The sequence below is a fragment of the Streptomyces sp. NPDC046925 genome (genome assembly GCF_040644915.1).
GTDB lineage: Bacteria > Actinomycetota > Actinomycetes > Streptomycetales > Streptomycetaceae > Streptomyces.
Window position 1 is genome coordinate 387,735 of the sequence record NZ_JBEYWZ010000001.1, and the last position, 20,947, is coordinate 408,681.

Below are 20,947 nucleotides of genomic sequence, written 5' to 3' on the forward strand. Positions count from 1 at the left end.
ACGGGTGGGTGGCAAGACCCTGGAGGGGCAGCGAGACCTAATTGTGATGCGAGGTGCTCAGGTGAGCGGAGTGACCGGAGGTGGCGCCGGGCCCTGCTGGATCACCTCGGCGCGGCCGTCACCGGAGCACCTCAGCGCGGCCGTCACCGGAGCACTGGAACGGCACCTCACCGGAGCACCGGAACGCACCTCATCGGATCACTGAAAAGGCACCGTCAGCCAAGGGCTGTCCGGGTCCGAGACCAGCTCGCGGTGGGCCTGGAGCACCGTCGTGTACCAGTCGCCGAACTGCTCCTCGTCGAAGTGCAGACAGCGGCCGAGTACGTAACCCGCGGAGAACTCCTCCCAGGAGCTGTACGCCGCCCGGGCCGCGCGGCTCGCGCCCTCGACGGCGGCTTCGAGCTCCGCGTGGGTCGCGTACCGCGCGCCGCGCCCCCAGCGGGCCATCTTCGAGGCGCGCCCGATGTCCCAGGCCGCGACGGTGCGGACATGGCCGTCGGGAGGCAGGAGCTCGTCGGCGCGGAAGCGGGACTCGTAGCGGATGATCTTTCCGACGTGGCCGCGCAGCGCGGCCACGAAGTCGTCGAGCTCGGGGTCGTCGCCCGGTTTGTGCGGGGCGTCGGGGCCCTCGCTCTCGGCCACGCGGTTGCGGATCGTCACCTCCACGCACTGACGCCACAGCTCCGGGTCGACGCGCGGGCCGAACTGCTCGATCAGTGACATACGGGCGCCGAGGACGAAGTCCCAGTACCACGGGCTGACTTCACGGTTCAGGAGCCGCTCCTGCATGCCGAGCCAGTCCTCGCGGCCGTGCACGCCCCACCACTCCGCCAGGCGCTCGATCTCGTGGTGGTAGCCCGCGCCGTGCCAGTCGAGGGTGTTCCAGGCGTCGCCGTTGGCGAAGCAGAGGTGGGCGCCGCAGGCCAGGCCGTGCAGCAGGACGGGGGACCGCGGGGCGCCGGTGCGGCGGGTGTCGATGCGGTCGTGCAGGCGGCCGTCCTCGTAGTGGTCCGCGTGCAGGTCGGCCCAGACGTCCCGTTCCTCGTCGGTGGTCAGATAGAACTGCTGGCAGGGCGTGGCCGCGTTGACCACCAGGAGGTCGATGTCGTCGGGGAGTTCGGCGGCGAGCGTGCCGAGCGTGACGAACTCGTAGACGACCTCGGGGTGCGGCCGCGGCAGCAGTCCGGAGGTGTACATCTGCGCGATCCGGCGCCCGTCGGGGAGGTCGACGGTGAGGACGGGACGCTCGCCCGCACCCGGCTCGACCTCGGCCACCGACACCGGGCGGTACAGGCCGGTGACGGCTATCGCCCGCAGGTAGGTGTACCCGTCGTCGGCCTCGCACAGTTCGTACAGGTGCTCTTCGAGGTCGGCGGGGGCCTGCCAGGGGGTGCCGTCGTCGGGCGCTTCGGCGTAGGGGAAGACGTCGTCGTGGTACTCGTCCTCGGCTGCCGGGGCGTGCATGGGGCGTCTCCGTATCCGGTCCGGGTGGTGCGCGCGGGATCGATCTTGAACCGTATCGGATGACGCGGCGGCGCGATGCGGCGAGTTGACCCGCCCGGCGGCTCTCGCGGCGCGGTCAGGAACCCGTCGCGTCCATGGCCCTGCGCTCCAGTTCGGCAAGGCGCGCGTCGGCGGCCGCGCGGGCCTGGTCGGTGTTCTGCAGCGACTTGTGCAGACGCTGGGCCCGGATCGCCTGGGTGTAGTCGCCGATCATCGCCAACTCGTCCCGCAGCACCGCCAGTTGGGCCGGGTCGGGGCCCGTGTCGTCCAGTTCGCGGATCAGGTAGGTGCGGGCCGCCTCCACCATGCCCTGTTCCCGCGCCAGCTCCAGCCAGGTGGACTCCGGCTCGTCGTCGGGATCGGTCCCGTAGTTGGAGTCGTCGAACGAGCGCGCCCACTCCTGTACTTGACCGGCGTCCTCCGGCAGCCCGGCCAGACCGCACCAGGTGTCGTACGTCGTCTCGTGGACCTCGCGCAGCAGGGGCAGATCCTCCGCCAGGCCGTGCAGCCCCACCAGGACCACGGCGAGGCGCAGTTCGTCCGACATGGAGGCGTCCGCCTCGTGCTTGAGGAGGTGGCGCAGGAGGGCGCGGTCCGTGTTCCGCCGGTCGAACTGCGCGGCGCGCAGCGCGGCCACCCTGCGCGCCCGGTCCACCGCCACGCCGTCCCAGACCGTGCGGTCGCCCGTGCGCAGCAGGGCCAGGTCGGTGCGGCCCCTGGCGAGCACCTGCTCCCACAGGGGCGGGCGCGGATGCGGATCGAGGCGCTTGTACGCCAGGTGCTCGACGGCGTTGAGGAGGAGGTGGTCCGGTTCGGTGCGCAGGAGCGCGGTGTGCAGGCGCGCGACGAGCTGTACGGGGGAGCGCGCGGGAAGTCCGAGCGCGGTCCGGAGCTCGGCGCGGCGCGCATCGAGGTCGGGCACGCAGTCCTCGCGGAAATCGCCCTCCGTGTCGGCGATCTCGGCGAGTATCCGCGCCTCGCCGTCGGTCGGCGACAGGCCTACGTAGTCCTGCCAGCCGGGCAGGCCGACGAGGATCTCCAGGGCCTCGTCCACGCTGTCCCCGATGATCCCGGCGGACCCCTCGGAGTCGGCGTACAGCACGGATCCGTCCCCGCAGACGAAGTACGTGCCCCCGGAATCGTCCCCCGCGATCGGTTCGAGCGGGCCGCCGGACGCGAGGCGGACCTCTTCGACGTGGTCCGCGCGGGACAGGTCGAATGCGAAAGGGAACGCGGCCAGCTCGGCCAGGCGCGGGTCCTGTCGCAGCAGACGGAGTGCACGTTCGGTCATGCTCCGAAAGTAACAGCGGTCACTGACGGCAGACCCACAACAGGACTACCCGATTCCATATGCGGTTTCCGATCCCTTTCTTACGGAATGGGGGATTCGTGGAACTTGGCCGCGGCGCCGCGAGTCTTCTGATGTAGAGGGGCGGCCACCGACCGGGCCGCCCAACCGGCCGCAGGAGAGCGGCCATTGCATTCGCATCGATCGGCTGACTTGATCGACCGCATTGATCGACCGCATTGATCGACCGCATTGATCGACACGGGGGTGTTCGACTTGACCGACATCATTGAGCGCATCACGGACCGTCTGACGGGAACACCGGCCGACGCGCACACGACGGCGGCTGCCGAGGAGCTGACGCCGTACGTCACACCGCTGCCGGTGCCGCCGGTCCTGCGCCCGGACTCCGTGGACGTACGGGACGAGACCGACGTGCCCGTGGAGACCGAGATCGCGCTGCGCCTGGCCTGGGTCCGGCTGCACCCGCAGCTGCCGCCGACCCTGATGTGGGGGTATGACGGCCGCGTGCCGGGGCCGACGATCGAGGTGCGGCGCGGGCGGCGCGTCCGCATCGCCTGGACCAACCGCATCCCCAAGGGCAGCGAGTATCCCGTCACCTCCGTGGAGGTGCCGCGGGCCGACCCGAGCCCCGCCACCCTGCCGGGCCGCGCGGGCGTCGAGCCGAACAAGGACGTGGCGGCGCTGCCCGCCTGGTCGGTGACGCATCTGCACGGCGCGCAGACCGGCGGGGGCAACGACGGCTGGGCGGACAACGCGGTGGGCTCCGGCGACGCCCAGCTCTCCGAGTATCCGAACGACCACCAGGCGGTCCAGTGGTGGTATCACGACCATGCCATGAACATCACCCGCTGGAACGTCCAGGCGGGTCTGTACGGCACGTATCTGGTGAGGGACGACGAAGAGGACGCGCTCGGCCTCCCCTGCGGGGAGCGGGAGATCCCGCTGCTGCTCGCCGACCGGAACCTGGACACGGACGAGGACGGGCGCCTCAACGGCCGCCTGCTGCACAAGACAGTGATCGTCCAGGAGAAGAACCCGGAGACCGGCAAGCCCGTCTCGCTGCCCTTCACGGGCCCGTACAGCACGGTCAACGGCCGCATCTGGCCGTACGCGGACGTGGACGCCGCCTGGCACCGCTTCCGCCTGGTGAACGCGTCGAACGCCCGGATCTACGACCTCGTGCTCGTCGACGAGGACAACAACCCCGTGCAGGGCGTCATGCACCAGATCGGCAGCGACGGCGGCCTGCTGCCGCGTCCCGTGCCGGTCGACTTCGACGAGGCGCTGCCCACGCTCACGGTCGCGCCCGCCGAGCGGATGGACCTGCTGATCGACTTCCGCGCGCTCGCGGGCAGGCGGGTGCGGCTCGTGAACAAGGGCAGGGCGCAGGCCCCCGGAGTGCCGGACCCGGCGAACGACGTGCGGTATCCGCAGGTCATGGAGTTCCGCGTGCGCGACGCCGAGTGCGAGGACCCCTTCTCGCTGCCGGAGATCCTCTCCGGCTCCTTCCGCCCGCTCAGCCATGACGTCGAGCACGGCCACCGCTTGATCGTCCTGACGCCGCCCGCCACGAAGGGCGGCGGCGGCCACCCGGAGATCTGGGAGATGACGGAGGTCAAGGACGCGGGCGGCATCCAGGTCCCGACCGAGGGAGTCATCCAGGTCAGGGGCGAGGACGGGAAGACCAAGACGTATCGCAGGACCGCCCGTACGTTCAACGACGGCCTGGGCTTCACCATCGCCGAGGGCAGCCACGAACAGTGGAGCTTTTTGAACCTCGCGGTGAACCCGCCGGTGACCCACCCCATGCACATCCACCTGGCCGACTTCCAGCTCCTGGGCCGCGACGCGTACGACGCGTCGGGCTTCGACGTCACCGTGGGCGGCACGCTCGCCCCGATCAGCTTCGACCCGAAGAAGGAGATCCCCCTCGCTCCGAACGAGCGGGGCTGGAAGGACGTCTTCCTGGTCCCCGGCGGTCAAATGCTGCGGGTGATGGGCAAGTTCGACGGCGCCTACGGCCGCTTCATGTACCACTGCCATCTGCTCGAGCACGAGGACATGGGCATGATGCGCCCCTTCGTGGTCATGCCGAAGGAGGCCCTGAAGTTCGACCACGGCGCGGGGCACGGGGGCCACGAGGGCGGCCACGAGGGAGGTCACACGGGCTGACAGAGCCCGCGGACGGCCAGCCAGTTCCGCAGGTCCCCGGAGCGGACCAGCGGAAACTGGCCGTCATCGCCGTACTCGACGTCGCTGCTCGCCGTCCCGAGGTGCAGCGTCAGCCGCTCGACGTGCCGGCCGCCGGCATCGCGGAGCAGGAACCGCAGATCGCCCCAGCACATGCAGCAGAAGGCGTCAGCGGTGAGGTCGACGGCCAGGAGCGCGGCCAGTTCGCGGAGCTCGTCCGGGTCGCGCACGTCGTGCCGCACGTCGGGTCCGCCCGTCGTGCCGGTGATCTCGACCCTGGTCGTGCGGGCCCAGAGGGAGGCGATGTCGGAGGCGGTCTTCACGCGGCCACGGTATCCGTGGCGTTGCGCTGCCCGCGGACGGGGAACGTCTGGACTTCACTCGTTCGTGAATCGTCGCGCCGGTTCACGCCGGGTAGGGCTGTGGCCGGAGGCGAGCCATGGATCAGACTGCGTTGCGTCCCAAGCCGATGCCCGGACAGGAGCACGGCTCTGGCGGCAAGTTCGGCGGCGGCAAGTTCGGCCGGGGCGCCGTGCCCGGCGTCCGCAGGAAGCTCGGCATCGGGCGGAAGCCGGGCGCCGGGCGGACACCCGGCACGGGCCGCGCGCCCGGCCCTGGCCACCGTCCGCATGCCGCGCGGCGGCGCGGGCGGCGGCTGGTCACCCTGCTCTGCGGGCTGCTCTTCTCGGTCGTCCTCGTGCTTTCGGGGGTGGGTCTGGGCACCGTCAGCGCCACCGTCATCGGCATGAGCAAGCTCGCCGACATGCAGAAGCAGGCAGGACCGGCGTCGGCACCCGGCGGTGAGCCCGGCTCCGGCGGCGCGGCGTCCAAGCCCGCCGCCCAGCCGAAACCGCCGCCGAAGCCACCTCAGAAGCAGCCCGGGAAGCCCGCCGGGGGGACCTCCGCGCGGCCCGCACTCGGTGTGGAGGCCGTGGACGCCCCCGGGGGCTCCGGAGCCCTGCTCGTCGGCGTGCACAGCCCCGGCCCCGGCCACAGCGCCGGTCTCGTGCGCGGCGACGTACTGCTCGCCCTCGGCGGGACCCGCATCGCTTCGGCCAAGGCCCTGGCGGCGGCGGTCGCCGCGGCCGATCCGGGAAAGAACGTCACCGTGACCGTCCGGCACGCCGGCGGACAGCGGCAGTCCCTGTCGGTGACGCCGGGCTTCGTGACGTGACGCGGGCCGATGCGGGCCGATACGGGCTGACGCGGGCCGACACGGGCCGACGCGGGCCAGCGTCATGCGGCGCGAGGTGACCGGCCGTGACAGGGCCGCCGTAAAGCCTCCGTAACCCGGTCGCGCCCGCGCGGCCCTGCGGGCAGGATCGGCCTCACCGGCAGCGCACCGTACGCGCAGCAGTGAGCAGCCCTGGAGGCCCCCATGACCGGCACGACCGGGACGACCGGCACCCCCGTACCCTTCACCGCCGACGACTACAAGGCCCGCATGGACCGCGCCGCGGCCACCGCGGCGGACGCGGGGCTCGCCGGGCTGCTCGTCGCGCCCGGCCCCGACCTGATCTGGCTCACCGGCTACCAGCCCGTCGCCACCGAGCGCCTCACCGTCCTCGTGCTCGCGGCCGGGCAGGAGCCGGTGCTCGTGGTGCCCACCCTGGAGGCCCCGGACGCGGAACGCGCGGCGGGCGCGAGCGCGCTGACCCTGCGCGACTGGACCGACGGCAAGGACCCCTACGCGGCGACCGCGCCGCTCCTGGACGTCGACGGCCGCTTCGGGATCAGCGACAACTCCTGGGCCATGCACCTCATCGGCTTCCAGAACGAGCTGCCGAACACCTCCTACGTGTCCCTCACCGAAGCGCTCCCCATGCTGCGCGCCGTCAAGGACGCCGCCGAACTGGAGCGCCTGGCGGCGGCCGGTGCCGCCGCCGACGCGACGTACGAGGAGATCAAGAAGGTTCCCTTCGCGGGCCGCAAGGAGACCGAGGTCGCCGCCGATCTCGACGCTTTGCTGCGGCAGTTCGGGCATTCCCAGGTCGACTTCACCATCGTCGGCTCCGGCCCGAACGGCGCCAATCCGCACCACGAGGCGGGCGAGCGCGTCATCGAGGACGGCGACATGGTCGTCCTGGACTTCGGCGGCCTGCTGCACGGCTACGGCTCGGACACCTCGCGCACGGTGCACGTGGGCGAGCCCGGCGCCGAGGAGCAGCGGGTCCACGACATCGTGCGCGAGGCCCAGGAGGCCGGCTGCCGCGCGGTGCGGCCCGGCGCCGCGTGCCAGGACGTCGACAGGGCGGCGCGGGCGGTGATCGCCGATGCCGGGTACGGCGAGCACTTCATCCACCGCACCGGGCACGGCATAGGCGTCACCACCCATGAGCCGCCGTACATGATCGAGGGCGAGGAGCTGCCGCTCGTGCCCGGGATGTGCTTCTCCGTGGAGCCCGGCATCTATCTGCCGGGCCGCTTCGGAGTGCGTATCGAGGACATCGTGACGGTCACCGACGACGGCGTACGGCGCCTCAACTCCACGCCCCGCGAGCTGGCGATCGTGAACTGATCACACCCGTCAACCGGCCGCAACCGTCAACCGGTCGCAACCGTCACCGATCACAACCGCCGACCTCATGGCGTCGCGAGGACCGCGCACGACTCGGCGGGCAGCCGCAGCAGCCCGTCCGGCCCCGGCGCGGTCACCGGCTCCCACGCCGCGAGCACCCGCGCGCCCCGGCCGCCCAGGGGGACGTCGACCGCCTCCTTGCCGACGTTCACCGCGATCCGCAGATCGCCCCGCCGCACCGCGAACCAGCGCTTCTCCTCGTCGTACGCGACCCGCAGAGCCGCCAGATCGGGGTCGATGAGGTCGCCGCGGGTACGGCGCAGGGCGATCAGCTCGCGGTACCAGGCGAGCACGCGCGCGTGGGGGTCGGTCAGGGGCCCGGCCCAGTCGAGACAGGAACGGTTCCTGGTGGCCGGGTCCTGCGGGTCGGGGATGTCCTCCTCGGCCCATCCGTGCGCCGCGAACTCCCGCCGCCTGCCCCGGCGTACGGCGTCCGCGAGTCCGGGATCGGTGTGGTCGGTGAAGAACTGCCAGGGCGTGGTGGCGCCCCACTCCTCGCCCATGAAGAGCATCGGCGTGAACGGCCCGGTGAGGGCGAGCGCCGCCGCGCAGGCGAGCAGGCCGGGGGAGAGGGCGGCGGAGAGCCGGTCTCCCTGCGCGCGGTTTCCGATCTGGTCGTGGGTCTGCGTGTAGCCGAGGAAGCGGTAGGCGGGCGTCCGTGCGGTGTCGACGGGGCGTCCGTGCCGGCGACCGCGGAAGGTCGAGTACGTGCCGTCGTGGAAGAAGCCGCCCGTCAGCGTCTTGGCCAGCGCGGCGAAGGGCGCGCGGGCGAAGTCTTCGTAGTAGCCGTGTGATTCGCCGGTGAGCGCGCAGTGCAGCGCGTGGTGGAAGTCGTCGTTCCACTGCGCGTGCAGTCCGAGCCCGCCCTGTGCGCGCGGCGTGACGACCCGCGGATCACCCTGGTCGGACTCGGCGATGAGCGAGAGCGGCCTGCCGAGCTCGGCGGACAGCTCGTCCACGGCCGCCGAGAGTTCCTCCAGGAAGTGGCACGCGCGCGTGTCGCGCAGCGCGTGCACGGCATCCAGGCGCAGGCCGTCCAGGCGGTAGTCGCGCAGCCAGGCCAGCGCGCTGCCGATCAGGAACGCGCGCACCTCGTCCGAGCCGGGCGCGTCGAGGTTGACCGCTGCGCCCCACGGCGTGTGGTGGGTCTCCGTGAAGTAGGGCCCGAACGCGGGCAGATAGTTGCCGGACGGGCCGAGGTGGTTGTGCACCACGTCGAGCACGACGCCGATGCCGTGCGCGTGCGCGGCGTCGACGAACCGTTTCAGCGCCTCGGGCCCGCCGTACGGCTCGTGCACGGCCCACAGGGACACGCCCTCGTACCCCCAGCCGTGCCGGCCGGGGAACGGGCACAGCGGCATCAGCTCCACGTGGGTGACGCCGAGTTCGGCGAGATGGCCGAGCCGCCCCGCCGCCGAGTCGAGCGTGCCGTCCGGTGTGTACGTCCCGACGTGCAGCTCGTACAGGACCGCGTCCCGCACCCCGCGCCCCGTCCAGGGAGCGCGCCAGACGTACCGGTCGTGGTCGACGACGGCGCTGAGCCCGTCGGGGCCCTCCGGCTGGCGCCGCGAGCGCGGATCGGGCAGTACGGGGCCGCCGTCGAGCGAGAAGCCGTAGCGCGCCCCGTCGGAGGCGTCCGCCTCCGCGGTCCACCAGCCGGCCCGGCCGCCGTCGCGCTCCATCGCGTGCGTGGCGCCCTCGCACAGCAGCGCGACGTGCTCGGCCCCCGGTGCCCACACCTCGAACTCCACCGCGGGTTCCCCCTTGTCTGCCGTCGGTCGACGGCGATCCGTCTTCATCCGTACGTCATCCGTGGTCACGTCCGTCACGTCCGTCCATCGTGGTGCACAAGTGATCGCCGCGGGGTCGTTCTGTGTTTCTTGGGGTTTCTCGGGGTTTCCAGGGGTCGCTCCGCGTTTTCTGGACACTCCGGCCGAGCTGACCGACAATCACCAGGGTGACGTCCTCCTTCGAGATCCACACGTACCCCGCGCGGCTGACCGATGCCGAGCGCGACAGGGCGCTGAAGGTGCTCAGGGAGGGTGCCGCCCTCGGCAAGCTTTCGCACGACACGTTCGTGCGGCGCATGGAGCTCGCACTCGCCGCCCGGCAGCCCGACGAACTGGCCGCGCTCACCGCCGATCTGCAGACCGAGGGCCGCCTCTCGCGGGCGGTGTTCGGCGCCGTCGGCGCGGTCTCCGGGTTCACGGTCCGGCTGCGCAGGGTCTGGCAGGCGGAGAAGCTGCCGAAGCTGCTCCTTCCGGTGCCGGCGAACCCGTACCCGCTGCGGATCGGCCGCGACCCCGCGAACGGGCTCAGGCTCAGCCACGAGACGGTCTCCCGGGTGCACGCCGAGCTGAGCAGGCAGGGTGGCATGTGGGTCCTTCGCGACCTCGGCTCGACGAACGGCACGTCCGTGAACGGCCGCAGGGTGATCGGTGCGGCCGTCGTCCAGGACGGCGACCAGGTCAGCTTCGGGAAGATGGGCTTCCGGCTCTCCGCTTCATGAGGTCTTCGGAGGGGCCCGCCTCGTGAGGTCTTCGGAGCGGCCCGCTTCGTGAGGTCCCCGGAGGCGCCCGCCGTCAGTCGCTCTGCACGCGCGCGTGGCGTGCGGCCGCGACCGTCGTCCGCGACTGGTGCTCGACCTGGTGCTCCAGCGGCACCCAGCGCGCCCTGAACCGTTCGGCGAACGCGTCGCTCCAGCGCAGCACGAGCCGTTCGAGGCGGGGCGCGGCCGGGTCGCCCGCCGTGTCGAGGACCCGCAGCAGCATCGCGGCGGCCCGCAGCGGAAGGCGGCGCCCGAACGCGTCGACGCTGTTGATGTACGCCATCGACGTCCCCGCGGGCGGCAGCCTGGCCCAGTCGTCGGCGAGACCGGGCACCAGGTCGAGCGCCCAGCGCGCCGCGCGAAGAAGCGGCCCGTGCGCCAGGGGCAGCCGGGGCAGCGCCTCGCCGAGGATGTCCTCGACCAGGCGGGCGTCCTGCCGCAGCCGCCGCGAGAAGCCGCGCAGGGCGAGGACCGGGGAGGGATGGGCGGCCACGTCGTCCACGAGGTCGCTCGCCCACATCGGGACCTCGACGATGGCGGTCAGGCCGCCGTACCGGTGGGCGTGGTGCCAGGTGGTGTGCCGGGCGTCCTCCGGGAGGCTCGGATAGGCGGCGGCCGAGCCGGGGCCCGGCAGCACATGGACCCCCGGCCCCGACACCGGCCAGCCCGCGGCGTCCGAAGCCCCCGTCTCCACCGGTATGTGCAGCTCGGCCGCCGACTTGGCGAACGGCTCCGCGAGCCCCGGTATGTCCCGCGTCAACTGCACCCAGCTGCCACCGAGATCGGTGCCGTGCAGCGACACCTGCAAGTAGGGCCGCAGTTCGTCGATGACGCCGGTCAGGGTGCGGGTCTCGGGCGGCAGCCGGTCGGGCGGCAGCACGGAGGGGGACCACTCGGGCTGCTCGGGGCCCGCGGGGCGGAAGAAGTGCCGGTGGTAGTCGAAGAGGGTGCGCGGCGCGGGCGTGCGGTGCAGGCTGGCGCCGTCCGGGTCGGCGCACAGGAGGAAGTGCCAGGAGGTGTCGGCGCGCAGGTCCTCGTCGCGCAGGGCCCACTCCGCGAGGCGCAGCAGCGTCGAACCGCCGGTCGGTTCGTTCGCGTGCGCTCCGGCGACGACCAGGACGGCACGGCGGGAGCGGCCGACGGACAGCAGGTGCAGGGGTCTTCCTGCGCGCGACGCGCCCACCTGGCGCAGGGTGCTCAGCTCGGGGCGGTGTGCTGCCAACTCCCTTGCGGACAGTACGAGTTCGGCCACATTGGGATAGCGCTGCTCCGCCAGTTGACTCACCCCTGACTTGTCCGCTGAAGCAATCCGCAGTACGCCACGCGGTCGGGCAGGTGTCAAGCGTGCGGCCCGAGCGAAGTCGTTCCCCTGCGCCCCTGCCCCGCAGCGTCACCCGAATGGGTGTACGGAGACTGCGCGGGGCGCCCCGCGGTGATCCCCTGAAACCCCATCGCACGGCTGCCGCCGCGCCGAGTCCGAACGGGGTCTGCCGTGTCACTGAGCTCGCCCCCTCGCGGGCACCACGCGTCACCGCCCGGCCTCCTGGCTCCCGGCGGCGAGCGTGATCCCTACCCGCTCTACCGCGCCCTCCGCGAGAGCTTCCCCCTCGTCCGCGACGAACACCTCGGAGCTTGGCTGATCAGCCGGTACGCGGACGTACGCGCGGTACTGCACGCCACCCGGACCCGGCCGGCGGCGACCGACCCCGGTCCGGACTGCCGGGATCTCGTGGAGCCCGCGCTGCGGACCGCCGCCCAGCGCATCGCCTACGTACTGGCCCGGCGCGTGGCACGGCGGCACGAGATCGACCTCGTCGCCGAGTTCAGCGCGTGGCTGCCCGCGGCGGCTGCCGTCGCCGCGCTCGGGCTGCCGGGGGAGGAGTCCGCCCGGGTGCGGGAGTGGTGCCGTACGGGCCCCGTGCACGGCGACGGCGTGCACCCGGAGTTCGCCGGGCTCCTGCGCCCCCATGTCGTGCGGCGGCGGGAGCGGCCCGGCACCGACCTGCTCTCCGCGCTGTGCCGCGTCCGGGTGGACGGGCAGGCACTCTCGGACGAGGCCGTCACCGCGCGTGCCGCCGCGCTCCTCACGGGCGGCGGCCGGGCCACCGCTCTCGCCCTTGCCTCTTTCCTGGCCAACCTCCTGGACCACCCGGCCCAGTTGGAGCTCGCACGCGCCCGTCCGGGGCTGATACCCGGCGCGTGGGCGGAGTCCCTGCGCCGTGATCCGCCCACGCCCGTCGTACCGCGCCGCGCGAGAGTTCCGATCACCCTGGGCGGCACCGCGCTGCCCGCGGGATCCGTCGTGGCCTGCCTCATCGGCTCCGCGGGACGCGATCCGTACCGCTTCGCCGACCCCGACCGCTACGACATCTTCCGCGCGGACCCGGCGCACCTCGTGTTCGGCGCGCCCGGCCGCTTCCGCCCGGCGGCCACCGTGGCCGGAATCGTCGCCGAGTGCGGTCTGCGGGCCCTGCTCGACGCCATGCCGGGCCTGCGCTGGGCGCCCGGCTTCAGGCCCGCGCCCGGAGGGCTCATGGCGCGGGCACCACGCCTCCTACTCGTCCGCCCCTCCTGAGTCCGCCGCTCCTGAGTCCGCCCCTCCTGAGGCCCGTTCGAGCAGCACCACGGGCAGCTCCCCGAAAAGCTCCTCCACGCGCGCGTGCCCGGTGAATTCCCGCCCCCGGGTGAGCAGATCGACCCACCGCCCCTCCGGAAGCGCCAGCTCCGTGGAGCGCCAGCCGCCCGCTTCGGCCAGGCGCAGGGAGAGCCGGGTCACCGCGGCGATCACCTCTCCGGAGCGCGCGAAGGCCACGCAGTGCGCCGCGCCCGGACCCCGCGCGGCCAGCGGCTCGTACGTCGCCGCGTCGCCGAACAGCTCCGGGCGCCGTCTGCGCAGCCGCAGCGCGGTCGTCGTGACGGCCAGCTTCTCCTCGGAGAGGTCCCAGCGGTCACGGTGCTGCTCCAGGTACTCCAGGACATGCGGCTGGAACCGCACGAGCCGCCGGTTGTCCGGGTCCACCAGGGCCCGGTACTCGCTCTCCGTGCCCTGGTAGAGGTCGGGCACGCCGGGCATCGCGAGCTGGAGCAGCGCGGCCCCGAGGAGGTTCGCCCGCACGTGCGGGCGCAGCGTGCCCGCGAACTCCGCGACCGTGTAGAGCGGCGGTCCGCAGGGGCCCGCCTCCACGAACGCCGTGACGGCCTTCTCGTACGCCTCGTTCGGCTCGGTCCAGCTCGTGTGCAGGCCCGCCTCGCGCACGTGCTTGAGCAGCGCCTTCTGCAGCCGCTCGTCGTAGGGGAAGCCGAAGCCGACGGCCGTCTGCCAGGCCGCCCAGGCGAGTTGGGGGTCAGGCGCGCTCGTGCCGCCCGCGCGCGCGGTCTGCTCGGTCAGGTCGACCAGGAGGTCGGCCCACTGCTCCGGGCACTGCGTGAGGACGGAGATGCCCGCCCGTACGTCGGCGCTGCGCTTCGTGTCGTGGGTGCTGAGCACCGTCCCCGCGTACGGCCAGTCGCGCTGCACGCGCGCGCAGTAGGCGTGGAACGCCTCCGGGGACACCGCGGGGCGCTCGGGTGAGCCGCCCACCTCGGCCGCCGAGAGGAGCGGCGCGTGCCGGTAGAACGCCGTGTCCTCGACCGCCTTGGCCCGCAGCGCCGACGAGGTCTGCGCGAACCGCGCGCGGAAGCCGTCGAGCGCGGGCCCGGACCCCAGGCGCCCGAGGACCAGGTCCCGTACGACGTCGACCGCCTCGGCCTCCTCCCGCACCGCGAAGGCGGCCTTGGCCTCTTCGGCGGCCCCCACCGTGAGCACCGAGGCCGGTTCGACGCCCCCGGAGACGTACGGCCGGTAGACGGGAAGCCGGACGAGCAGCTCCAGGAGGGCGGTGCGCAGCGCCCACGGCGCGTGGTCGCGCAGCGCCGGGTCCCCCGCGCACAGGGCGGTCGCCTCGCGCGTGAGGCGGTCGGTCTCGGCGGCGAGCTCATGGGTGAGCACCTTGTACGCGGCGCGCCGCACCGTCGCCCCCCAGTCGCCGCCCCGGTCCACCGGAGGGGCCGTGAACCTGCGGTACTGCCCGAGGAGTTCACCGGCCCCCGCCGGGTCCGTGAAGAGGCCGTCCAGGTGGCGCAGGGCGTCGTAGCCGGTGGTGCCCGCGACGGGCCACGCGGCGGGCAGCTGCTCCCCGTCGGAGAGGATCTTCTCCACGACCGTCCAGCGCCCCCGGGTGGCCTCGTGGAGCCGCTGGAGGTAGGCCCCCGGGTCCGCGAGCCCGTCGGGGTGGTCGATCCGCAGCCCCTCCACGACCCCGTCCCGCAGCAGTGCGAGGATCTTCGCGTGGGTCGCGTCGAACACCTCCGGGTCCTCGACCCGCACCCCGATGAGGTCCGAAATGGTGAAGAAGCGCCGGTAGTTGAGCTCCGTACGGGCAAGGCGCCACCACGCGAGGCGGTACCACTGGGCGTCCAGGAGCTGCGGCAGCGGCAGCTCCGCGGTGCCGTCCCGGAGGGGGAAGGCGTGCTCGTGGTAGCGCAGCACGTCCCCGTCGACCCGCAGGCGCTCCAGCTCGTCGCCGACCCCGCGTCCGAGCACCGGGATCAGCACCTGGCCGCCGCCCGCCTCCCAGTCGACGTCGAACCACCGGGCGAAGGGCGACGCGGGGCCCTCGCGCAGGACCTCCCAGAGGGCGTGGTTGTGGCGGGGCACCGCCGCCATGTGGTTCGGCACGATGTCCACGACAAGGCCGAGCCCGTGCGCCCGCGCGGTGCGCGAAAGGGCCCGCAGCCCCTCCTCGCCGCCCAGCTCGTCCCGCACGCACGCGTGGTCCACGACGTCATAGCCGTGCGTGGACCCCGGAACGGCTTCGAGGACCGGCGACAGATGCAGGTGCGAGACTCCGAGAGAGGCCAGGTACGGGACGGCCGCTTCGGCGGCCGCGAACGGAAACTCCGGCTGCAGCTGCAGCCGGTACGTGGCGGTGGGCGGTGGCGGCACCGCGGGCTCCGAGCGCTCAGGCGTCATGCGAACCTACGTACCCGCCCGAAGGGCTTTCGTGCCATCGACTCATGCGTGTGGCGGCGCGTGCGTCGTTAGCGTCGGACGATGGCCGAAGAGGAACAGACCGGACGGGACGCGTCCGGCGCACGGGGATTGCTGGACACCTACCGGGAAGTGATCGGGCACACCGGAGCGCTCCTTCCGGTGATCTCGTTCCTCGGCAGGCTCCCCGTGGCCATGATCCAGTTCGGCAGCGTCCTCCTGGTCACCGAGACCAGCGGATCGCTCGCCACGGGCGGCGTGGTCGCCTGCGCGCTCGCGCTCGGCCAGGTGACCATGGGCCCGTTCGTCGGCCGCCTCGCCGACCGGCACGGCCAGCGCGCCGTGGTCCTCGGCTTCTCGCTGCTCAACGCCGCGGCGATCGCGCTCTACACGCTCGGCGCCCTGCTGGAACTGCCCACGCCCGCGCTCGTCCTCCTCGCCGTCCTCGCCGGTGCGAGCATCCCGGGGATCGGCCCGCTGGCCCGCGCCCGCTCTGTCCCGCTGGTCCGCGCGGCGGGCGGGGAGGATCGTCTGGTCCATACCGTCCTTTCCCTGGAGAGCACCATGGACGAGCTGTCCTTCGTGCTCGGCCCCGCCCTGGTGGGCCTCGCGGCCGTCGCGGGCCATCCGGCGTACGCCTTCGGGGCGGCGGCGCTCCTGGTCGCCGTCTGCGGCTCCGGCTTCGCGCTGCACCCCACCGGCCGGACCGCGCGGGCGGTCCGGGAGCCGGGACAGGGGGCACGCGCGCGTGGCGCCCGGCAGCGGCTCCCGCGCGAGGTGATCGTCGTACGCGTCGGGCTCGTCTTCGTGGGCGTCCTGCTCGGCGCCTGCGGAGCGGGCATCACGGCGCTCACCGGGGAGCTGGGGCAGCCGGGCCAGGCGGGCCTCGTCTACGCCGCCATGGGCGTCATGAGCGCCGTCGTGGGGCTCTCCATGGCCGCGCTGCCCGAGCGCTTCGGGCTGCACGCGCGCTGGCGCGCGGCGACGGCCGCGGCGGCGCTGCTCTCGCTGCCGCTGGTGTGGACGGACAGCATGACGGGCCTGTACCTCGTGGTGACCGTGTTCGGCGCGATCTACGCCCCGAACCTGATCACCGGCTTCGCGCTCACCGAGCGTTCCTGCCCGCCGCGGCGGCTCGCCGAGGGGATGACGTTCGCCGCGAGCGCCTTCGTCGGCGGCCAGGCGGTCACGCTGGCCGTGGCGGGACGCCTGGCCGAGTCGTACGGCCCGGGTGCGGCGTTCGCGCTCGGCAGCGCGGCCGCCGCCGTCGCGTTCCTGATCGCGCTGGCCGCCCGCCCCACGGCGGACGGCCACGCGAACGACGCCTCTTTGGTCACGCAGGGCGCTGCAGGACGGTGAGGCTGCGGTCGGCGAGCGTCAGGCGCTCCCCGGCCCTTGCCTTCGCCCCGGTGTCCGGCGGCACGCCCTCCGCCCGCGCGGTGTCCACGACCACCTGCCACTGACGGCCGTGATTGACCGGAACCACGAACTCCAAGGGCTCCGCCGAAGCGTTGAACATCATCAGGAACGAGTCGTCGGAGATCCGCTCGCCGCGCGAGCCGGGCTCGGAGATGGCGTTGCCGTTCAGGAACACCGTCAGCGCCCGTGCCTGCGACGCGTCCCAGTCCTCCTGCGTCATCTCCTCGCCCTCCGGCGTGAACCACGCGATGTCCGAGAGCTCGTCGTGCGTGCCCTCGACCGGACGCCCGTGGAAGAACCGCCTCCTGCGGAAGACGGGGTGATCGCGCCGCAGCCACGCCATCGCGCGCGTGAACTCCAGCTGGGCGCTCTCGCCCTCGGGCCAGCGCACCCACGCGATCTCGTTGTCCTGGCAGTAGGCGTTGTTGTTGCCCCCTTGCGTCCGGGCGAACTCGTCGCCGTGGCTGAGCATGGGGACGCCCTGGGAGAGCATCAGCGTCGCGATGAAGTTGCGCATCTGCCGTTCGCGCAGCTCCAGGATGCCCGGGTCGTCCGTCTCGCCCTCGGCGCCGCAGTTCCAGGAGCGGTTGTGGCTCTCGCCGTCCTGGTTGTCCTCGCCGTTGGCCTCGTTGTGCTTCTCGTTGTACGAGACGAGGTCGTGCAGCGTGAAACCGTCGTGGCAGGTGGTGAAGTTGATCGACGCCAGGGGGCGCCGCCCGTCGTCCTGGTAGAGGTCGGACGAGCCGGTGAGCCGCGACGCGAACTCCGCGAGGGTGCGCGGTTCGCCCCGCCACATGTCACGCACCGTGTCGCGGTACATGCCGTTCCACTCGGTCCACAGCGGCGGGAAGTTGCCCACCTGGTAGCCGCCCTCGCCGACGTCCCACGGCTCGGCGATCAGCTTCACCTGGCTCACCACGGGGTCCTGCTGCACAAGGTCGAAGAACGAGGACAGGCGGTCCACCTCGTGGAACTGCCGGGCCAGCGTCGCCGCGAGATCGAAGCGGAAGCCGTCCACGTGCATGTCCGTGACCCAGTGCCGCAGCGAGTCCATGATCATCTGGAGTACGTGCGGCGACCGCATCAGAAGCGAGTTGCCGGTCCCCGTGGTGTCCATGTAGTAGCGGGAATCGTCCATGAGGCGGTAGTACGAGGCGTTGTCCAGGCCCTTGAAGGAGAGCGTCGGGCCCAGGTGGTTGCCCTCGGCCGTGTGGTTGTAGACGACGTCGAGGATCACCTCGATGTCCGCCTCGTGCAGCGCCTTGACCGCCTGCTTGAACTCCAGGACCTGCTCGCCCCGGTCGCCCCAGGAGGCGTACGCGTTGTGGGGCGCGAAGAAGCCGATCGTGTTGTAGCCCCAGTAGTTGTTCAGGCCCATGTCGACGAGCCGGTGGTCGTTCACGAACTGGTGCACCGGCATCAGTTCGAGGGCCGTCACGCCCAGCTGCGTCAGGTGATCGATGACCGCCGGATGCGCGAGCGCCGCGTACGAGCCCCGCAGCTCGTCCGGAAGATCCGGGTGCCGCATGGTCAGGCCCTTCACATGGGCCTCGTAGAGCACGGTTTCGTTGTACGGGGTGCGCGGCGGGCGGTCGTCGCCCCAGTCGAAGTACGGATTGACCACCACGGAGGTCATCATGTGCGGCGCGGAGTCCATGTCGTTGCGTTTCTCGGGGGCGCCGAAGCGGTAGCCGTACACCTCCTCTCCCCAGTCGACCCGGCCGCTGACCGCCCGGGCGTAAGGATCGAGCAGCAGCTTCGCCGAATTGCAGCGATGCCCCTGCTCCGGTTCGTAGGGACCGTGCACACGGAAGCCGTACCGCTGGCCCGGCATCACGCCGGGCAGGTACGCGTGGCGCACGAACGCGTCGGACTCCCGCAGCTCGACGGCTGTCTCCGAGCCGTCGTCGTGCAGCAAACACAGCTCCATGCGGTCGGCGGTCTCGGAGAAGACCGCGAAGTTCGTGCCGGCGCCGTCGTACGTCGCACCGAGTGGATACGCCTGCCCTGGCCACACCTGCATGCATCCGACTCTTCCACTACCGCCCCCTCGGCCCGGGGTCACATTGGTCAGAGTCTCCCCGAAAGTGGGGCAACCACCCAGGAGTTGAGGTCGTCTAACGGACCGACCACATACTCGATGTGCCCATGAGTGGGACATGAGGGGAAATAGGGGGGGATGTGCGCGAACTAGTCAGACGCCATCTGGGGAAGGTAGTGGCGGGGACGGCGGTCGCCGTGGCAGCCACCGCCGTGATGGCAGGACTCACGCTGCAGGGCACGGCCGGGGCGGGGGAGTCCCGGAACGACCGCAGCGCGGCCGCTGGAGCGGCGCAGCAGAACGCGATCCCGAAGGACGGGGTCGTGGAGGCCGCACCCGAAGAGGGCAAGAAGGGCATCGGCAGCGACCCGCTGACCGACGACGAGACGAAGCGGGCCGAGCAGATAGCCATGACCGGCAATCTGCGCAGGTCCGCCCGTGACGTGGAGGGCGACCGCGGCCCGCAGCTCCTGGCGAGCAATCTGAGCGAGGCGGACCCGACCGAGGCCGTCGACCCCGACAGGCCGCGCCGCGCGGAGATCGTCTACTACGACTACAAGTCCGACGAGCTGGTGACCAAGACGGTCAACCTCGACACGGGCAAGGTCGAGAACACCGACACCTCGCACGGCGTCCAGCCCCCGGCGGCCAAGGACGAACTGCGCGAGGCGGCGCAGCTGCTGATCGCCGATCCGCTCGGCAAGGATCTCAAGAGCGACTACAAGCACGCGATGGACAAGGAGCTGACCTCGCCGGACCAGCTGACGCTCAGCGCCTTCGTCTTCCACAAGGAAACCGTCGAGAAGCTGCCGGCCCCGCTCGCCAAGTGCGGCGAACACCGCTGCCTCAGCGTCGTCAGCAAGGTCGTCAACGGCCCCTGGATCGACACCCGTGACCTGATCGTCGATCTGAGCGCCCGCACCGTCACCCGCCTCCGCTGAGCGGCCGGACACCCGCCCGCACTTCTTCACTTCCGTACAAGGGAGTCATTTCGCATGCTCGTGAACAGACTTACGCGCGCCCGCAAGCGCTTGTCCATCGGCCTTGCGGTCACCGCGCTCCTGGGCACCGCCGTCGCCGTCGCAGGACCGGCGGGCGCCACACAGAACGCCGCCAAGGACGCCCCCGCCGCCGACGCCCCGGCGTGCAGCGACGACTACCGCATCGAGCAGACCGTCGACGGCGGTACCACCTGGCGCATGTGCTGGCACTACAACACCAACGCCGGGCTCGTCCTCGACAACATCTCGTACCAGCCGAAGAGCGAATCCAAGCCCATCCCCGTCCTCACCAGCGCGCGGCTCGCCCAGGTCCACGTGCCCTACGACGACGGCGAGAACGAGTACCAGGACATCACCGGCGCCACCTTCGGCACGGACCTCCTGCCGCTGAAGCCCGCCGAGTGTCCCGGCGGCACCATCAAGACCGTCAAGGTCGGCAGCTCCTCGCCCATCCCCGGCGGCAAGGTCAAGGGCCTGTGCACCACCACGCGCGCGCGTGGCCACGCCTACCGCATGACGCCGGACATCTACTCCAACCCGGAGAAGGTCTACCAGGCGCAGGGCAAGGACCTGCTCGTCTACACCGTCAACCAGGCGTCCTGGTACGAGTACATCACCGAGTGGCGCTTCTCCTCGGACGGCACGATCACCTCGAACGTCGGCGCGACGGGCAGCCTCGCGCCGGAGGACTACAACGGGACCGACGGCCGCGGCTGGCCCATCGGCAAGGGCGCCCGTGACTACGCGGAGAGCCACAGCCACAACATCTCCTGGCGCCTCAACTTCGGCCTCGACGGCTCCCCGAAGGCCAAGGTCGAGCAGTACGACTCCAAGGTGACGCCGCCTACGGGGAACGGCAATCCGAAGACGAAGACGACCCGCACCCCCGTCACCAAGGAACTCGTCGGTGACGTCAAGGGCATGCGCTGGTGGCGCGTGGTGAGCACGGCCGGCAAGAACGCGGACGGCCACAAGCGGTCCTACGAGATCGTGCCGGGCCACACCGTCAAGCACCCCGGGCGCAACTACAGCAACCACGACGTGTACTTCACCGAGTACAAGAAGTGCGAGAAGTACTCCAGCGACAATCTGTCCTCGAACTGCGGCGGCAAGAGCGTGGACAAATGGGTCAACGGCCAGACGCTCAAGCACCCGATCACCTGGGTCAACATCGGGTTCCACCACATCGCCCGGGACGAGGACCAGCAGCCCATGCCGGTCCACTGGCAGGGCTTCTCCCTGGCCCCGCGTGACGTGACCGCTATGAATCCGCTCACTCCCGCCGACCTCGCCGACCAGAACGGCCATACAGGCGGGCGGTAGTTG

Annotated in this window: 15 protein-coding genes; 8 read left to right on the forward strand and 7 right to left on the reverse strand. The window is 71.9% G+C overall.

The window, feature by feature from the left end; translation table 11 throughout:
• Nucleotides 1–198 precede the first annotated feature (198 nt).
• Both ABZ906_RS01565 and ABZ906_RS01570 read right to left on the reverse strand, forming a co-directional pair.
• Nucleotides 199–1,464: a DUF1266 domain-containing protein gene (locus ABZ906_RS01565; protein ID WP_361376089.1), complete on the reverse strand. Its 1,266-nt coding sequence runs from the start codon at nucleotides 1,462–1,464 to the stop codon at nucleotides 199–201.
• 115 nt (nucleotides 1,465–1,579) lie between these two features.
• Complete coding sequence (locus ABZ906_RS01570; protein ID WP_361376092.1) at nucleotides 1,580–2,794, reverse strand: hypothetical protein; 1,215 nt, start codon at nucleotides 2,792–2,794, stop codon at nucleotides 1,580–1,582.
• A gap of 273 nt (nucleotides 2,795–3,067) precedes the next feature.
• Here ABZ906_RS01570 and phsA point away from each other — a divergent pair, with 273 nt between their 5' ends.
• Entirely contained in the window at nucleotides 3,068–4,987 is a 1,920-nt protein-coding gene (phsA, locus tag ABZ906_RS01575) for an O-aminophenol oxidase PhsA (RefSeq protein WP_361376095.1), read from the forward strand.
• Here the strand turns inward: phsA and ABZ906_RS01580 are convergent.
• On the reverse strand, nucleotides 4,975–5,328 hold the full coding sequence (locus ABZ906_RS01580; protein ID WP_361376098.1) for a hypothetical protein: 354 nt from the start codon (nucleotides 5,326–5,328) through the stop codon (nucleotides 4,975–4,977). The genes phsA and ABZ906_RS01580 overlap by 13 nt on opposite strands.
• 116 nt (nucleotides 5,329–5,444) lie before the next feature.
• On the opposite strand from ABZ906_RS01580, the gene ABZ906_RS01585 reads away from it, so the two are divergent.
• Nucleotides 5,445–6,179: a PDZ domain-containing protein gene (locus ABZ906_RS01585; RefSeq protein ID WP_361376101.1), complete on the forward strand. Its 735-nt coding sequence runs from the start codon at nucleotides 5,445–5,447 to the stop codon at nucleotides 6,177–6,179.
• Nucleotides 6,180–6,383: 204 nt separating this feature from the next.
• A complete protein-coding gene (locus ABZ906_RS01590) occupies nucleotides 6,384–7,523 on the forward strand; it encodes an aminopeptidase P family protein (protein WP_361376104.1) in 1,140 nt (379 codons plus the stop codon).
• A 65-nt stretch (nucleotides 7,524–7,588) separates the two neighbouring features.
• On the opposite strand, the gene treZ is transcribed toward ABZ906_RS01590, so the two are convergent.
• Nucleotides 7,589–9,334: a malto-oligosyltrehalose trehalohydrolase gene (treZ, locus tag ABZ906_RS01595; protein ID WP_361377998.1), complete on the reverse strand. Its 1,746-nt coding sequence runs from the start codon at nucleotides 9,332–9,334 to the stop codon at nucleotides 7,589–7,591.
• A 206-nt stretch (nucleotides 9,335–9,540) separates the two neighbouring features.
• Between treZ and ABZ906_RS01600 the strand changes: the two genes are divergently transcribed.
• Nucleotides 9,541–10,092, forward strand: coding sequence for a DUF1707 and FHA domain-containing protein (locus tag ABZ906_RS01600; protein WP_361194779.1), 552 nt, complete (start codon nucleotides 9,541–9,543; stop codon nucleotides 10,090–10,092).
• Nucleotides 10,093–10,165: 73 nt separating this feature from the next.
• Here the strand turns inward: ABZ906_RS01600 and ABZ906_RS01605 are convergent, their stop codons facing one another.
• Nucleotides 10,166–11,416, reverse strand: a complete 1,251-nt coding sequence (locus tag ABZ906_RS01605) for a M14 family zinc carboxypeptidase (RefSeq protein WP_361376107.1) — start codon at nucleotides 11,414–11,416, stop codon at nucleotides 10,166–10,168.
• Between the two features lie 207 nt (nucleotides 11,417–11,623).
• Here ABZ906_RS01605 and ABZ906_RS01610 point away from each other — a divergent pair, with 207 nt between their 5' ends.
• The gene (locus tag ABZ906_RS01610; protein ID WP_361376110.1) at nucleotides 11,624–12,706 is read left to right on the forward strand and encodes a cytochrome P450; all 1,083 of its coding nucleotides are present in this window, start codon (nucleotides 11,624–11,626) and stop codon (nucleotides 12,704–12,706) included.
• Here ABZ906_RS01610 and treY read toward each other — a convergent pair.
• Nucleotides 12,686–15,142, reverse strand: coding sequence for a malto-oligosyltrehalose synthase (gene treY / locus ABZ906_RS01615; protein WP_361376113.1), 2,457 nt, complete (start codon nucleotides 15,140–15,142; stop codon nucleotides 12,686–12,688). The genes ABZ906_RS01610 and treY overlap by 21 nt on opposite strands.
• 81 nt (nucleotides 15,143–15,223) lie before the next feature.
• Here treY and ABZ906_RS01620 point away from each other — a divergent pair, with 81 nt between their 5' ends.
• A complete protein-coding gene (locus ABZ906_RS01620; protein ID WP_361376116.1) occupies nucleotides 15,224–16,519 on the forward strand; it encodes an MFS transporter in 1,296 nt (431 codons plus the stop codon).
• Here ABZ906_RS01620 and glgX read toward each other — a convergent pair.
• Nucleotides 16,494–18,602, reverse strand: coding sequence for a glycogen debranching protein GlgX (gene glgX / locus ABZ906_RS01625; protein ID WP_361194769.1), 2,109 nt, complete (start codon nucleotides 18,600–18,602; stop codon nucleotides 16,494–16,496). The genes ABZ906_RS01620 and glgX overlap by 26 nt on opposite strands.
• 215 nt (nucleotides 18,603–18,817) lie before the next feature.
• Here glgX and ABZ906_RS01630 point away from each other — a divergent pair, with 215 nt between their 5' ends.
• Both ABZ906_RS01630 and ABZ906_RS01635 read left to right on the forward strand, forming a co-directional pair.
• The gene (locus ABZ906_RS01630) at nucleotides 18,818–19,561 is read left to right on the forward strand and encodes a Tat pathway signal sequence domain protein (protein WP_361194768.1); all 744 of its coding nucleotides are present in this window, start codon (nucleotides 18,818–18,820) and stop codon (nucleotides 19,559–19,561) included.
• Between the two features lie 54 nt (nucleotides 19,562–19,615).
• Nucleotides 19,616–20,944 (forward strand): copper amine oxidase, encoded by a 1,329-nt coding sequence (locus tag ABZ906_RS01635; protein ID WP_361376124.1) that lies wholly within the window; start codon nucleotides 19,616–19,618, stop codon nucleotides 20,942–20,944.
• Nucleotides 20,945–20,947 lie beyond the last annotated feature (3 nt).

What these genes read in the sequence shown, in the direction of transcription:
- ABZ906_RS01635 (WP_361376124.1), top strand. Translation starts at nt 19,616, where the DNA reads ATGCTCGTGAACAGACTTACGCGCGCCCGCAAGCGCTTGTCCATCGGC.
- glgX (WP_361194769.1), bottom strand. Translation starts at nt 18,602, where the DNA reads ATGCAGGTGTGGCCAGGGCAGGCGTATCCACTCGGTGCGACGTACGAC.
- ABZ906_RS01585 (WP_361376101.1), top strand. Translation starts at nt 5,445, where the DNA reads ATGGATCAGACTGCGTTGCGTCCCAAGCCGATGCCCGGACAGGAGCAC.
- ABZ906_RS01620 (WP_361376116.1), top strand. Translation starts at nt 15,224, where the DNA reads ATGGCCGAAGAGGAACAGACCGGACGGGACGCGTCCGGCGCACGGGGA.
- ABZ906_RS01565 (WP_361376089.1), bottom strand. Translation starts at nt 1,464, where the DNA reads ATGCACGCCCCGGCAGCCGAGGACGAGTACCACGACGACGTCTTCCCC.
- ABZ906_RS01570 (WP_361376092.1), bottom strand. Translation starts at nt 2,794, where the DNA reads ATGACCGAACGTGCACTCCGTCTGCTGCGACAGGACCCGCGCCTGGCC.
- treY (WP_361376113.1), bottom strand. Translation starts at nt 15,142, where the DNA reads ATGACGCCTGAGCGCTCGGAGCCCGCGGTGCCGCCACCGCCCACCGCC.
- ABZ906_RS01590 (WP_361376104.1), top strand. Translation starts at nt 6,384, where the DNA reads ATGACCGGCACGACCGGGACGACCGGCACCCCCGTACCCTTCACCGCC.